The organism is Wolbachia endosymbiont (group A) of Chalcis sispes (genome assembly GCF_964026765.1).
Taxonomy (GTDB): Bacteria; Pseudomonadota; Alphaproteobacteria; order Rickettsiales; family Anaplasmataceae; genus Wolbachia; species Wolbachia pipientis.
The window spans coordinates 931,644-945,402 of the sequence record NZ_OZ034697.1 but is presented as its reverse complement, the minus strand read 5'-3'; the positions used below and the strand labels follow the sequence as shown (position 1 = coordinate 945,402).

Here is a 13,759-nt window from a genome sequence, read left to right as displayed (position 1 = left end):
AAGTTTAAACTCCCTTGCGGATGATGATTCCTCGGCCTTGTGCTTCAAGTTGTTTTATTGCTGTAGCTTTCTGCTCTTCGGTGATATTTCCTGGCCATACAACTGCATGATCTGCTAGCATCGCTATACGTGTAATGATTACTGCTTTGGTGGTTTCCGTTGCGTTTACATCACTTGTTATCACACCTATCGCCGTTTGTGTGCCATCTGTGGCCGTTGCATTTATAATTTTAATTAGATCATCTTTATCACGACCAACAACCGTACCAAGCTTTAGGTTTTGCCCCTTTGCTACTGTTATTTGGTCTCTTGAATATAGATTAGACACTTCATATTTTAGAAGATCGCCTAAATTATTTCCTTCTGTTATACTTGTCATGTTTTTCTCCCTGTTTTAGTTTATTCCGCTGTCTTTATAATTGTTATATTCCGCGGCTTATAATTGTGGCGCGTTTTAACTACCGCCGCGTATGTTAGCGCTATATACGGCGGTTATAAGATGATCAACTTTATTTTACCGCGGTGTTTAAAGTTGCTATACGCCGCGGTAAAAGATACACAACCTTATAGTTGGCTATTCTGGCGTGTTTTTGCCACTTGCATCATTAAATCTTCTGACGAATTTTGTGGTATTGTGCTCAGTATCTCTGTCTTCTTCGTTCTCTCCGCCAGTATCGACATTAATATCTCTTGTGCTTGTTTTGCATTTACATCCTGCTCGATAAATTCTCCTATTTTCTCTGGCATCTTTGATAAATTACATAATCTTATTACCTCTAATACTTCCTTGCGGCACCTCTCATAACCTATTCGTTTTGATTCTTCCATTAACTCATCAGCATCGATGGTGTGGCCCTTATAGTTAAATTCAGCTTTACTCATATTGTTTCTCCTATCTATAAATTCAGAATATGTTATTACCTCATCAGCAAGACCTATCTCTATTGCTTTCTCACCAAAATATAGCCCTGCTTCCGTTGATTTGATTTTTTCCGTGGATAAATTTCTGTTTCGTGCGATGAGCTGGACAAACATCTCATATAGGCGATCTACTTCCTCTTGTAAGCTTTCCACACTTTCTGATGTTATCGGCTCATGCGGATTTAAATCGTTTTTTCTCTTTCCTGCAAATACTGTGGTATATTTTATCCCCTGTTTTTCATCAAACCCACTTTGATCTATATGACTTGCTATTACTCCTATACTTCCAACTCCTGAAGTTCTCGTTACCAATACTTTTTCAGCACTTGACGCTATCGCATACGCTGCAGAATATGCATCATCATTTGCTATCGCCACAATTCTCTTTTTTGTCCTTGCTTCGTAAATAAAGTCAGAAAGGTCGAATAAACCGTTTACTTCTCCTCCAGGGCTGTCTATATCCAAAATTATTGTTTCTACTTCTTCATCTATTAAAGCTTCTTCTATCTCTTCACGTATCTTCTCATATGATGTCATTCCTAAAATATCGTCAAAAGCTTCTGAATTCTTCGTTAAGATTCCATGTATTGGTATGACTGCTATTCCCTTTTTATTATTTCTTACTGCGTGTTTTATGTTTTTAAACGTGGGATGCTTTCCGGCATGTAATGACAATAGATCAAAACTTCTTTGCTCCATCATTACCGGTCTATTCAGCCACATTGCTTGTTGTTTCATGTCATTTCCGCAAAACTACTTTGTACATCAGAATCAAAACTTAAGCCCAATTCACTCGCACGTCTTTGATCTTCAGCAATTTCTTGGTCTATTTCTTCTACATCATAACCAAGTTCCGAAACCACCTCCGACCTGCTCTTAAACCCATTCCTTACTGCCATTTGCTGTGCTTGCTGGTCTTTTAGTGGATCTACGTAAGCACACCCTTGCGGTATCCATTTTACCTCTTTTGCTGTTTCTTTTGCCCAATTTTCACCTATGTCCAGTTCTCCAGAGAGTATTGCTAATTCTAGCCACCTATCCCATACTGGACGGCAAAGCTGAAATACTACCACGTTATGCTGTAACATTGCACACCTCCGGCGAAACTCTATTAACCCTGCTCGTATCGATGAATAATTGACACCACTTAGATCTCCTGTTAGCTGCTCGTAAGTTATTCCCATGCCTACTGCTATTGCTCTGAGCTGCTGTTTCATGAATGCTTCATAACTTCCCCCAACATCTGATGGTTCTGAAAATTTTATATCCTCTCCCGGGTCTAAAAGTTGCATAGTCCCAGGTTCAAGACCAGATAATGCTACCCCTTGTTCATTACTCTCTCCTTCTCCCATGATGTTCGCTTCAGGATCAAGTCTCGTAATAAATCCCGCAAACATCGCTGCTGTCTTCTTTCTTACCAGCTCCGCATCATCGTATTGATCAAGTTCATAGAGCTTTAACAGTACACTGGACAACCATGGTACTCCTCGAATCTGCCCAGGTCTCAGTAGCCTATAGATATGTAAAACATCATTTGCTGGTACTCTCACTGACTCTCCAAATGATCCTTCACCCGGATGTTCTCTAAATAGGTAGTATGCTTCCCTCTGCCCAAGTCTATTGAACTCAATGCCGTTTCTAATTACATTACCGTTGGCAAGGGTTTGATTGCTCTTATTATCTAAATGCTCTGATTCAAGTACTTGCAGTTGCAACGGCACACAAAGTCCATCTTCTCGTTTTCTTGTTCGGAGTCTTACAAAACATTCTCCTCCTTCTATCATGCTTCTACATACTAGAGCTTGTAATCCATAAAAATCACTTACTCCGCTACTGTCTGCTTCATCTGTCCATCTTAGCCATAACTCTTGCACTTTTTTCCGAAACTCTCCATCCTTTGCTTTTGACTGCGGCTTTATTCCTGTCCCAACGCAATTACTCACTATCGTATCGATGATGTTTGCTGCATAGGAGTTCTTTCTTACCATGTCACGTGATCGACTTCTTAAAGTTTCAAGACTATGCGAGAGTAAGCTATTTATACTTCCTGTCTCTGGTTGAAAGTGCAATAATCTCCTTCCTGAGCCTGACGCATCCCATGCTGAACTTTTTGGTTTTGTTGGTTTCCGAAATAATTGTTTGAATGATTTCAATAACATTTAGCCTCTGATTGTTTTAATTATGCAGCAGGTTGTTGCACAAATTTATAGTTTAATATTGAGAAATTTCAGCAAGCTGCTGGAGAATTTGGTCATTGACTTTTTATAGTGCATTTACCTCTTAATAAATGGTACTTCTGTGTCCTATTTCTGTGATGATTACTGTGTTCTCTAATTTATCTACTTTATAAATAATCCGATAATCGCCTACTCTTAATCTTTTACTTCCTACTAATCTACCACTTAATGGTTTACCAAGATTAATTGGATCAATTGTAAGCCGCTCGTCTATAGCTCTTCTAATTCTTGATCTTATTGTTGGTGGTAAAGTAAGGAAATCTCTCTCAAGAACCTTTTCTGAATAGATAATATTGTATTTCACTCATCTTTAATTGTCTTTGCAGATAATATTTTATCCCAATCGACATCCTCACTTCTGACCGTCTTTGCATCTGGCACATCACGTTCTTTTATAATTTCAGCCATCTCTTTCTCTGCTTCAAATTCTTCTTTCACAAGACACACTAAAACTTCTGGTATAGTTTTATTCCATGCTTTTGCGACCTCTGTAAGATACTGAGCAAATTCACCCTCGAAACTTACATTAATATTGAGCTTTTTTTGACTTTGAGCCATATGATTAACCAGAAAACATCAACTATAGACTATAACATTTTTACACAATTTTGTCAATCCCCTTACTCGTTGAAATAACAATCTTTCTCTTCGGCTTCACACCTGCAACTTTTAACTCTGCTTTGATTCGTTGCCTGAGCTCCAATAAATCCTTTATTTGAACTTCCCCATACCGAACTACATGGTCACCATATGCAATTGAGACAACCCTTTCCCCGCTCTGTAGCTTCTTTATCGCTTCTTCTACTTGTGCTAAGTATTCTTCACTATACATTTTGCTCACTCAGCCACTTACTTTTTCTCACTCTTTTTGACTTTTTAGCTTTTTCACCTACTAAACTTTCCCATTTACTCTCTGGCCATCTATCTATTCCCAGTGCTATCGATGCTGCTCTTGCATAAACTCTGCAATCTAGTACTTCATTTCGGTCTCTTATCTTTTGCCATTCTTGTTTGGTATACCCTTTTACTACCTTGGTAATTAGTTGCTCTGCGGTTAGCTGCTTAAAATATTCAGGTGGATATTCGGGAAAATGACAATACCCAGGTAGCCCTTCTTTTAAAACATTAAGTAATTGGAAAAGCTCTGACTTTAATATCGATACCCCAACTGGCCACAGCTTTATTCCTCTTTTTAGTTTTTGTCCTCCAACTGTTACATCAACTCTACTTGGGCTGTTAAGCGGCACTAGGGCTTTGTTTACTCCCTTTACTGCCATTACTCTTCCAGACCCTTGATGACTTCTTACCCAATTGTATACCTCCTGCGTTGCGTACCCAGCATCTACCGCCATCATGCTTATCATGTATTCAAGACCATTTTCACCGATAAAATGATGATTCAAGAGCTCTGAAAGTTTTTCCAATACTTCTCCACTGCCAGTATCACCTTCTAATACCTGGTAGTCTATTGACCAATTTTCTCGGTTTCTTCCCCATGCTACAATTTCTGCCTCTAAACGATCTTTTTGCACATCAACCCCTGCCGTCAGTATCACTTTGCCTTTTGGTACCGTACCAACCGTAAAGGATTCTCTTCGGTTAAATAGTTGCTTCCAGTCTGGTACTTCTCCTTTATCTACCCAGGTTTCTCCCAGTGTGGTGTTGATCCAAACTTTTAATAATTGCTCATTCTCTTTGCTATGTAGAAAATCTTCTACTGCTTGATTCCAGCTATACCAACCAACTGGGCTATATAAGCTTGAAAGGTGGAATCCTATTGTTTTTCCCTCTTTTGCTTTTTCTTCCCCTGTAGCTCTCCATTTACCTCTAGCTAGCATCTCTGTTTTCTGATGATTTTTTATTTCTCCCCTACACTCTATGCAAACGTAGTGGGCTGTTGAGGGTTCTTTATCTTTCCACTTTATCTGTGGCCATTTCAGCACCTGATAGTGATCACAATGTGGACAAGGTACAAAAAAGTATCGTTTGTCTGAACTCTCAAATTCCTTCTCTATTCTGCTTATTCCGTGAACTGTTGGTGTCGATACCAAAAAAATCTTTCGACGAGCAAAAGTATTAGTTCGGGCTATGCTGAGTAAAACCGGATCTCCTTCTCCTCCTGAATCTCCTGGATATGCATCAACCTCATCTAAAAAAAGATATTTTACCGGCATTGAACGTAAACCCACTGGACTATTTGCTCCAGTTACTACTACCGTTCCTCCCGGAAACTCTTTGCTCTGCACAGTATTGCCTGAATCTCTCGACCTTGGATCTTTTATTTTACTCCTTAAACATGATGTATCTTCTATTAACGGCGCAAATCTTCCCTTTGACCAACGCTTGCCCATTTCTACTGTTGGCTGTACTACCAGCATTGGCCCTGGTGTTTGGTCGATTATATATCCTATCCAGTTATTCCCTGCTTCTGTTCCGCCAATTTGTGCTCCTTTCATGAATATTACTTTTTCAGCCGATGAAGATGGCGACAGTGAATCCATTATTTCTCTGAGGTATGGCGTTCTCTCTGTTCTCCATTTTCCTGGCTCTGATGACGCTATCGTTGAAAGTTGACGATTCTTATCTGCCCACTCTGATACTTTAAGTGGTGAATCTGGCTTCAGCCCTATACAAAAGCTATTGCTATAAATCATAGTGTTATTTGCTGCTGAAATTTTGCTACTTTCACATCGGTCAGAATAGAACGTTTGCAGTAGACATCAGTTGCATCTTTAGCAAAACAACTTAGAATAATGACTGCAATTATTCCTGCATACGCTGTAGAAATAGAGATGCTTATAGCTATTGAGCCTATTATTATAAGGCGTCTACTAATTTTCTTTAATAATTTTAAATTATTTGAATATAAATTAACAGCAGTCATTAAAATGTATTTTTCGATAATTCTTCGAGGGCATTGGTAATCTCTTCTGTTAACGTCTCATGGATCTTCTCTGTGTCATTCATCGATGCCAGTAATGCTGATACTCTGTCTGGGATATTCAAAAGATTATTTCTCACTACTCTTGCCACGTTAAATGCTTCAGTCTTTACTTCTTCTACTGAGATAAGTTCACCAATTTCAGCTTTTGCCTTTGCCTCGAGCAGTTTTCCCCGCTCCATCTCATTTTTTATCCGCGTTTTTAGCAACATCGTGGAAAGTTTATTATTTCCCCTTTCTTCACCTTCTGGATTTTTTCTCCTCAGTGGTTGACTTGGATCTCGTATTGCTGCCACCGCTTCATTTGCTTGTTCTCGGTCAATCAAACCATCCTCCAGCTCAACTATTCCTTTTTTTACTAAATAACAGACGTATTGCTTTGAAACTCCTAGTTCTCTTGCCCATTCTGTCTGCGTGATTTTCCCTCTTTCCACCTTTCTTTCCCCTCTTTTTTTCCTTATTTCGCCCCTTGCTGTCTTGATTCTTGAATTTGCGCAAAAGTTTTACCAGAACCGAAAAGGGTGGAATCTCTTCCCGTATACACCTGCCAACGCTTTATCGTTACATCTACGAAGGCGGGATCAAGTTCTATGGTTCTACAGATTCTTCCTGTCCTCTCACACGCAATCAACGTACTCCCAGACCCGCTAAATGGATCAAGAACTATGTCCCCTGGTCTACTGCTGTTTACTATCGCTCTCTCCATTAACTCCACTGGTTTCATCGTTGGGTGCAGTGAGTTGTATGTTGGCTTATCGTAAAGCCAGAGATCACTTTGATTACGTCCTCCATGCCACTCACGTTTATTGCCGTTTTTCCAACCGTAGAGTATTGTTTCGTATTGTCTTTGATAATCAGATCTCCCCAGTGTAAAATGATTCTTTGCCCAAATTATGAACGTTGACCACCTTCCTCCTGCTTCTTCAAATACCTTCTGCAAGGTCGAAAGCTCTGATGATGATGCACAGATGTAAATTGCCCCTTTGGTGTTTGCTAAAACATGAGTACAAATGTCATACAGAAAAAGTTCGTATTTTTCACCTTGATCATCGTTTAGTATTTTTTTGTCTTCCCTTTCCTGACTGTCACCATATGCTACGTTATACGGAGGGTCACACACGGTAATATCTGCCATTTTATCGTCTAATACCGCTTTAAATGATTCAACCAGACAACTATCGCCACAGTAGATTCGATGACCACCTAAAATCCATAGATCCCCTGGTTTCGACACTACTGACTTTTTATCAACCAATTCCACTCCCTCTTTTTCTCCTCTTTCTACTTCTTTTTTTCCATCAATGTCGTCGAGAAAAGGTCAAACTCCAAGTCTTCTAACTCTTGAATTTCCAACTTCAAAAGATCATCGTCCCACTTTGCCCAGTTAGCTGATTGATTTGCTAGTAACCGAAAAGCTTTGGTTTGGGCATCACTTAAGTTATCACTTAACACCACTGGAATACTCTCCATGCCCAGTTTTCTTGCTGCTTTGAGGCGTAAATGACCATCAACCACAGTTCCATCGCTTTTTGCAACTATCGGAATACGAAAACCAAATTCCCGAATTGAAGCACACATTCTGTTTACTACCTTGTCATTATCACGAGGATTGCGCTCATATTCGACAAGATTTTCAATAGGATAGTAGTGTATTGCTAAGTTCATATTCTTATTAAATTACTAGTGGAGATTCTTAACGACTTGTTAAAAAGTTAATAATTAAAATACGTCTGACGCTAGAGAGGGACCGGGCTTTTCGCCACCAAATCAGCCTGGCTGGCGGGAAGGACCCACATTTCACCCCGTTTCTATATTATTAAAATCGTTACTTATATCAGAAGTGTCATTAAAACTCATTATGTAAAATATTAACATCACAGCATTCGCCAAAACTCATTATGTAAAACATCAATGCCAAAGCATCGGCTTCATTATCGTCTTGAGGGAAAAAACCTTTGCCCCTTACAGCTTCAATAACTTCACTTTTACTTGCATTGCCCTTGCCAGTGATAAAACGTTTTATGGTCCCCACAGGTACACCTTTGTAAGGTATATGATGCTTTTCACACCAAGCAGTTAAAACGGCAAAGAAACCACCATAACAATGCGCAGCGTCTGTTCCTAGATGTCTTCTTACCTCCTCAAAGTACACCGCAGAAATGTCTTTCAAGGAATTAAGCCAATTACTAAAACTTAAGAAGCACATGCCACCTCCGCTGAAACGGCTAGAGTGAAAACTCTCACTGCCACTTTGGATTACTCCGTCTTTGAGAATAGCCCAACCTGTTTGTTTGCCGAGGTCTAGTGTTAAGATTGACATTTGCTATAATTTAAAACTGCAAGTAGCACTAAATATCATTTGGTCCTTTCAAAATACGCTATGAATGGGTTTTTGTTGGCCAATGACAAGAATCTTATGCTACCTACCTTAGTTAGGAGTTAATTCCTTGCTATTATATATATTCACCGATTTTACAAAAACTGTTCACTTTTTTTTAATTTTTCTTTGCAAAGCGTAAAAAACGTGCTAAACTCACTTGTGAGTTTACTATACAGCAATAGAATTGCTAAGAATACCATTTATTCGAGTTCTAAGGGGCATTATATGCATTCTTTGGTAATAGTAGTATTTTTGTACCCTAAAGTTGCATCTGGCCTTAAAACAAAGTTTTTGCCTCATCTAAAAAAATACAAAGCTGTTTCTTCTCAATTACGTAACTTACCAAAAGCCTAAATTACTTTATTTCTTTTGCTTTCTTCAATCTTTTCTACTCTGTTTATTTGCCGAGATCGAGTGTTAGATAAGCTATTTTACCCCTAATAGTTATATACCACTTTTAGTTCAGTGTTATTTTTTTCTTTTTTCGTTTAAATTATTGCTACTCCCCCTAATAGTTATATACAGTAAATGTAACTTTTTGTTCAGTATTAATTATCATTTTATTGCACAATTTGGTAAAGGTGTTTGAGATAATCTAAATCTTGATAGTTGCTCCACTACCTTATTTCTTTTATCCATTGTTTCTTTTTCAATCTTTTCCACTTCATTTCTACATTTTTCAATCTCCTCTAAGTTTCCTTCAAATTCTTTTAACCTTTTATCCATTATATCAATGAAGGCACTGATGTCAGATTTTAAGTTTTCCACTTCTTTTTTGTCTTTACTTTCTTCTATCCTTTTTTTTATCCGGTTTTTGATATCAGAATCTAAGTTCTCTTCTATTTCTCTTCTCTCTATACTTTTTTCCAGCAAGTTGATTAAGATATTAATATCAGATTCTAAGCTTTCTACCTCTTTTCCAAAAACTTTTATATAATCCAAAATAAGATCTAGTATAAATTTATCTCCTCTATAATTCAGCTCAGGTTGTATTGTCAATAGCCTTATGAGCTCAATCGTTGCTTCTTTTCTTTTTTCTACAGAGCCATAGATTTCAGCATCTTCTAAAGGTCTAAAGACATCAATATTATCACGCAAAAAATTGCTGAACCTAAGTTCTTTCTCTGCATGATTTCTCATGGGCGTATCATTTGTTAGTCTCAGCTTTAGTTTTTCATACATCTAAGAACCTGTTTAAAATCTCGGAGAGATGAGGTAAAATAGTGGTAGATTAAGAATGAGGTATATCTATGCGTAAAAATTATCCAAGTGATATAAGTCGAGAGCAATTTGAAAAAATCAGACCAATACTAGAGAGTAGCAGGAAGAAAACGAGACCAAGAAAACTTGATTTGTATGATGTATTTCGTACAGTGTTATACGTCCTAAAAAGTGGTTGCCAGTGGAGAATGTTGCCAAAAGATTTTCCAAGGTGGGAAAGCGTATATTACTATTTTCAAATGTGGAATAAAAAGAATGGAGAAGAACCAAGTTTGTTGGAATTAGTTTTAAAAAAAATTGGTTGGAGAGATCCGTATCAACAATGGTCGGAAAGAGAAAACTAGCTTCTGTATAATTGATGCTCAAAGTGTTAAAAACACAGATACTGCTGAAAAAAAGGGCTATGATGCAGGTAAAAAGATTTCAGGCATAAAGCGTCATATTGCAGTTGATACTCAAGGTCTACCACATGCAATTTATGTAACAACAGCAGAAGTAACTGATCGTAGTAGCGCTGTAAGAATGGTTGAAAATGCTAAAGATACCCTTTCTGAAGTCAAAAATATATTGGTTGATGCAGGCTACACAGGAAAAATTTTTGCAACCCAAATAAAAGATATTATTGGTGCAACTGTTGAGGTAATAAAGCGCAGTGAATTACATTCTTTTGTTGTATTGCCAAAGAGATGGGTTGTTGAGCGTTCTTTTGCTTGGTTAGAAAAGTGTAGACGGCTATGGAAAAATTGCGAACGTAAACTCAATACCAGCTTGCAAATGATTGTCCTTTCCTTCATTTCTCTCCTATTACGAAGATTTTAAACAGGTTCTGAGAAAAAGTGGAAAGAAGTTGCAAACCAAGCGTTAGAACAAGCACTGGTAAATCTTGAAGCAATTCCAACTCCAGCCGGAGAAATGACAGTCGTTTTAGGTCCAGGCTGGCCAGGAATATTGTTACACGAAGCCGTGGTTCATGGACTTGAGGGCGACTTCAATCGCAAAAAAGTCTCAGCATTTTCAAATTCTGTGGGTAAACAAGTAGCAGCTAGTGACATCACAGTAGTTGATGACGGAACTCTGCCCAATTTGCGCGGCTCTATCAGCGTAGACGATGAAGGCACTCCACCCAGTTATAATATATTGATAGAGGATGGGATGGCTTTGTTGCATCGCTACTTATGAAAGGCTAACTATAGTTAGGATTATAAGCAACCTATTGAAAATCTTGTTTTTTTGCAATCAATCTGATCAAATTTAAGAATAGTAATTTGTTATTTATATTAATAAATTTAATTCTATTGAAAATAGCTAAAGCATTGAAATTCTTGAATTTTAGCCGGATTGGTAAATGGTAGTGAAATTTCTTTTACTCAAATTTAGGTATTCATTGACCGTTCTTGTTATAAATACCAGAATAATAAGCTACTGATATTCCCTATCTTTTTTATCTTTAATCCATCATAGCTAGCGATGCAACAAAGCCGGATGGGATCCTAAAAGGATACATGCAGGATCATATGAACGCTAAACTCATGGGTGTAAGCCCAACTGGTAATGGTAGAAGGGAAAGTTATAAAGAAGTTACTATGCCGCGCATGACAAACACCTATATGTTGCCTGGAAAACATGCACCGGAGGAAATAATATCTAGCGTAAAGAAAGGTCTATATGCAGTAAATTTCGGTGGTGGGCAAGTTGATATAACGTCAGGAAAATTTGTTTTTTCATCTTCGGAAGCTTACCTAATAGAAAATGGCAAAATTACACAGCCAGTAAAAGGAGCAACACTAATTGGTGACGGTCCAACAGTGTTGAAAAAAGTATCTATGGTTGGTAATGACTTAAAGTTAGATCCTGGTGTTGGCACATGCTCGAAAGATGGACAAAATGTGCCCGTTGGAGTTGGTCAGCCGACACTCAAAGTCGACGCAATAACTGTTGGTGGAACTGAGATATAGATAAGGGCTAAAACGGATTCCAGCGCACGGCGCACAGCTGTACAAACATTATGATTTGGAAGCAATTGCCACCAATAGGGTGTCATCCCAGTGTCTGGGCACTGCCTTTGTGTTTGAGGCAAAACTGGCTATAACATTTAACACACTGCTTTCGCAAATAAATGTTCGTACAGTTATGTGTCAGCTACTTGGATGACACTTTTGTACTTGATGCAAGATTATATCTTGAAAAAATTAAGTTTTAATGCTATAAAATAATTGTAAATTTTGTCTCCGTGGTAGCTTTATGAATGTTGAAAGTAAAAAAATACACGATGCTAAAATAAAATTACCAATATTTCTTGATTATCAATCTACTACTAAAGTAGATCCCCGTGTTTTAGAGGTGATGATACCTTACTTTGGTGAGTTCAGTAATGCACACTCTCGCAGCCATTCATTTGGTTGGACTGCTGAAGAAGCAGTGGAAAAAGCAAGGAAACACATCGCTGATCTGGTGAACGCAGATAGCAAAGAAATTATCTTTACCTCAGGTGCAACTGAGTCAAATAATACGGCAATCAAGGGCGTTGCTCACTTTTATAAAAATAAAGGAAATCATATAATCACTGTCTGCACGGAGCATAAGTGTGTTCTGGATTCTTGTCGGCATCTGGAAAATGAAGGCTTTAAAGTTACATATTTGCCTGTTAAGCAAAACGGAATTATAGATTTATCAAAGCTTGAGGAAGCAATTACTGATAAAACAATCCTGGTTTCAGTGATGATGGTAAATAATGAAATCGGAGTAATTCAGCCTGTCAAAGAAATTGGTGTAATATGTAGAAAGCATAATATATTTTTCCACACAGATGCAGCTCAAAGCTTTGGAAAAGTTCCAATTGATGTTAATGAGATGTGCATTGATCTTATGAGTCTCTCTAGCCACAAAATTTATGGACCTATGGGAATAGGCGCATTATATGTACGTAGAAAGAATCCTCGTGTTAGGCTGATACCACTAATTAGTGGTGGTGGACAGGAAAGAGGCATGCGTTCTGGAACAGTTCCAACACCTCTTGCAGTTGGTTTTGGTGAAGCGGCACGTATTGCTAAAGAAGAAATGAAAAAAGAAACAACTAGAGTGGAAGAATTAAGGGATATTTTGTATAACAAGATAAAAGAAGCGTTTCCTGATATCGTTTTAAATGGTGATTATGAAAATAGAATTCCTGGCAACCTAAACTTGAGCTTTCCCTATGTTGAGGGTGAGTCTCTCATCATGGCAATCAAGGATTTAGCAGTAAGTTCTGGTTCTGCGTGCACGTCTGCGTCTCTTGAGCCTTCCTATGTCGTACGGTCGCTAAATAATGGCCATGACCTTGAGCATTCATCAATTAGATTTGGCCTAGGCCGATTTACAACTAAAGAAGAAGTTTTGTATGCAGCAGATCTTGTTGCTAAAAATGTTGGCCGACTGAGAGAAATGAGCCCACTTTGGGAGATGGTACAAGAAGGAGTAGATTTGAACACCGTGAAATGGGACTCTCATTAAATGTATCCGTTCCAACTGCAAATGCACTTTGAAATTACTCTGTACCGTTCACACTTAATTCTTCAATCTCACTAATAGAAAGGCCAGTAAACTTGACAATAGTGTTGACATCAACATTATTAGCCAGCATTGCTTTTGCGACTTCGATTTTTCCTTCGATTTTTCCTTCGATTTTTCCTTCGATTTTTCCTTCGATTTTTCCTTCGATTTTTCCTTCGATTTTTCCTTCGATTTTTCCTTCGATTTTTCCTTCGATTTTTCCTTCGATTTTTCCTTCGATTTTTCCTTCGATTTTTCCTTCGATTTTTCCTTCGATTTTTCCTTCGATTTTTCCTTCGATTTTTCCTTCGATTTTTCCTTCGATTTTTCCTTCGATTTTTCCTTCGATTTTTCCTTCGATTTTTCCTTCGATTTTTCCTTCGATTTTTCCTTCGATTTTTCCTTCGATTTTTCCTTCGATTTTTCCTTCGATTTTTCCTTCGATTTTTCCTTCGATTTTTCCTTCGATTTTTCCTTCGATTTTTCCTTCGATTTTTCCTTCGATTTTTCCTTCGATTTTTCCTTCGATTT

The 13,759-nt window shown here is 38.0% G+C and carries 15 protein-coding genes and 3 pseudogenes; 5 read left to right on the top strand and 13 right to left on the bottom strand.

Features of this window, described 5'->3' with window-relative positions:
• Positions 1-4 precede the first annotated feature (4 nt).
• The 12 genes and pseudogenes from AAGD72_RS04820 to AAGD72_RS04765 all read right to left on the bottom strand — a co-directional run bounded on the left by AAGD72_RS04820 (position 5) and on the right by AAGD72_RS04765 (position 9,661).
• Positions 5-379: a head decoration protein gene (locus tag AAGD72_RS04820; RefSeq protein ID WP_341814682.1), complete on the bottom strand. Its 375-nt coding sequence runs from the start codon at positions 377-379 to the stop codon at positions 5-7.
• Positions 380-564: 185 nt separating this feature from the next.
• Positions 565-1,659, bottom strand: coding sequence for a S49 family peptidase (locus AAGD72_RS04815; RefSeq protein WP_341814681.1), 1,095 nt, complete (start codon positions 1,657-1,659; stop codon positions 565-567).
• Positions 1,656-3,080, bottom strand: a complete 1,425-nt coding sequence (locus AAGD72_RS04810; RefSeq protein WP_341814680.1) for a phage portal protein — start codon at positions 3,078-3,080, stop codon at positions 1,656-1,658. Before AAGD72_RS04810 ends, AAGD72_RS04815 begins: the two co-directional genes overlap by 4 nt.
• Before the next feature lie 121 nt (positions 3,081-3,201).
• Positions 3,202-3,462, bottom strand: coding sequence for a type II toxin-antitoxin system RelE family toxin (locus tag AAGD72_RS04805; RefSeq protein WP_253303276.1), 261 nt, complete (start codon positions 3,460-3,462; stop codon positions 3,202-3,204).
• On the bottom strand, positions 3,459-3,716 hold the full coding sequence (locus AAGD72_RS04800; protein ID WP_264688165.1) for a hypothetical protein: 258 nt from the start codon (positions 3,714-3,716) through the stop codon (positions 3,459-3,461). Before AAGD72_RS04800 ends, AAGD72_RS04805 begins: the two co-directional genes overlap by 4 nt.
• A 40-nt stretch (positions 3,717-3,756) precedes the next feature.
• A complete protein-coding gene (locus tag AAGD72_RS04795) occupies positions 3,757-3,990 on the bottom strand; it encodes a gpW family head-tail joining protein (protein WP_341815134.1) in 234 nt (77 codons plus the stop codon).
• Positions 3,983-5,812, bottom strand: a complete 1,830-nt coding sequence (locus AAGD72_RS04790) for a phage terminase large subunit family protein (RefSeq protein WP_341814679.1) — start codon at positions 5,810-5,812, stop codon at positions 3,983-3,985. Before AAGD72_RS04790 ends, AAGD72_RS04795 begins: the two co-directional genes overlap by 8 nt.
• Positions 5,809-6,042, bottom strand: a complete 234-nt coding sequence (locus AAGD72_RS04785; protein WP_265026482.1) for a hypothetical protein — start codon at positions 6,040-6,042, stop codon at positions 5,809-5,811. The genes AAGD72_RS04790 and AAGD72_RS04785 overlap by 4 nt, the downstream gene beginning before the upstream one ends.
• Positions 6,042-6,533, bottom strand: a complete 492-nt coding sequence (locus tag AAGD72_RS04780) for a helix-turn-helix domain-containing protein (RefSeq protein WP_341814678.1) — start codon at positions 6,531-6,533, stop codon at positions 6,042-6,044. The genes AAGD72_RS04785 and AAGD72_RS04780 overlap by 1 nt, the downstream gene beginning before the upstream one ends.
• Before the next feature lie 23 nt (positions 6,534-6,556).
• A pseudogene (locus AAGD72_RS04775) lies at positions 6,557-7,764 on the bottom strand (DNA modification methylase).
• 181 nt (positions 7,765-7,945) lie between these two features.
• Positions 7,946-8,419, bottom strand: coding sequence for a Holliday junction resolvase (locus tag AAGD72_RS04770; RefSeq protein WP_341814677.1), 474 nt, complete (start codon positions 8,417-8,419; stop codon positions 7,946-7,948).
• Between the two features lie 615 nt (positions 8,420-9,034).
• Positions 9,035-9,661: a hypothetical protein gene (locus AAGD72_RS04765; RefSeq protein ID WP_341814676.1), complete on the bottom strand. Its 627-nt coding sequence runs from the start codon at positions 9,659-9,661 to the stop codon at positions 9,035-9,037.
• Positions 9,662-9,729: 68 nt separating this feature from the next.
• Between AAGD72_RS04765 and AAGD72_RS04760 the strand changes: the two genes are divergently transcribed.
• The 5 genes and pseudogenes from AAGD72_RS04760 (at position 9,730) to AAGD72_RS04740 (ending at position 13,189) form a co-directional block, all read left to right on the top strand.
• A protein-coding gene (locus tag AAGD72_RS04760) for an IS5 family transposase (protein WP_341814578.1) occupies positions 9,730-10,519 on the top strand; the annotation gives its coding sequence in 2 pieces (ribosomal slippage) (positions 9,730-9,990 and positions 9,992-10,519; 789 coding nt in all).
• Between the two features lie 93 nt (positions 10,520-10,612).
• Complete coding sequence (locus AAGD72_RS04755; protein ID WP_410529945.1) at positions 10,613-10,879, top strand: metallopeptidase TldD-related protein; 267 nt, start codon at positions 10,613-10,615, stop codon at positions 10,877-10,879.
• Between the two features lie 302 nt (positions 10,880-11,181).
• Positions 11,182-11,655, top strand: a pseudogene (locus tag AAGD72_RS04750) (metallopeptidase TldD-related protein); the annotation flags it as partial.
• A gap of 55 nt (positions 11,656-11,710) precedes the next feature.
• A complete protein-coding gene (locus tag AAGD72_RS04745) occupies positions 11,711-11,851 on the top strand; it encodes a hypothetical protein (RefSeq protein ID WP_153296798.1) in 141 nt (46 codons plus the stop codon).
• 90 nt (positions 11,852-11,941) lie between these two features.
• On the top strand, positions 11,942-13,189 hold the full coding sequence (locus AAGD72_RS04740) for an IscS subfamily cysteine desulfurase (protein ID WP_341814675.1): 1,248 nt from the start codon (positions 11,942-11,944) through the stop codon (positions 13,187-13,189).
• 34 nt (positions 13,190-13,223) lie between these two features.
• Here the strand turns inward: AAGD72_RS04740 and AAGD72_RS04735 are convergent.
• Positions 13,224-13,382, bottom strand: a pseudogene (locus AAGD72_RS04735) (transposase); the annotation flags it as partial.
• Positions 13,383-13,759 lie beyond the last annotated feature (377 nt).

What these genes read in the sequence shown, in the direction of transcription:
- AAGD72_RS04820 (WP_341814682.1), bottom strand. Translation starts at nt 379, where the DNA reads ATGACAAGTATAACAGAAGGAAATAATTTAGGCGATCTTCTAAAATAT.
- AAGD72_RS04815 (WP_341814681.1), bottom strand. Translation starts at nt 1,659, where the DNA reads ATGAAACAACAAGCAATGTGGCTGAATAGACCGGTAATGATGGAGCAA.
- AAGD72_RS04810 (WP_341814680.1), bottom strand. Translation starts at nt 3,080, where the DNA reads ATGTTATTGAAATCATTCAAACAATTATTTCGGAAACCAACAAAACCA.
- AAGD72_RS04800 (WP_264688165.1), bottom strand. Translation starts at nt 3,716, where the DNA reads ATGGCTCAAAGTCAAAAAAAGCTCAATATTAATGTAAGTTTCGAGGGT.
- AAGD72_RS04795 (WP_341815134.1), bottom strand. Translation starts at nt 3,990, where the DNA reads ATGTATAGTGAAGAATACTTAGCACAAGTAGAAGAAGCGATAAAGAAG.
- AAGD72_RS04790 (WP_341814679.1), bottom strand. Translation starts at nt 5,812, where the DNA reads ATGATTTATAGCAATAGCTTTTGTATAGGGCTGAAGCCAGATTCACCA.
- AAGD72_RS04785 (WP_265026482.1), bottom strand. Translation starts at nt 6,042, where the DNA reads ATGACTGCTGTTAATTTATATTCAAATAATTTAAAATTATTAAAGAAA.
- AAGD72_RS04770 (WP_341814677.1), bottom strand. Translation starts at nt 8,419, where the DNA reads ATGTCAATCTTAACACTAGACCTCGGCAAACAAACAGGTTGGGCTATT.
- AAGD72_RS04765 (WP_341814676.1), bottom strand. Translation starts at nt 9,661, where the DNA reads ATGTATGAAAAACTAAAGCTGAGACTAACAAATGATACGCCCATGAGA.
- AAGD72_RS04755 (WP_410529945.1), top strand. Translation starts at nt 10,613, where the DNA reads ATGACAGTCGTTTTAGGTCCAGGCTGGCCAGGAATATTGTTACACGAA.
- AAGD72_RS04740 (WP_341814675.1), top strand. Translation starts at nt 11,942, where the DNA reads ATGAATGTTGAAAGTAAAAAAATACACGATGCTAAAATAAAATTACCA.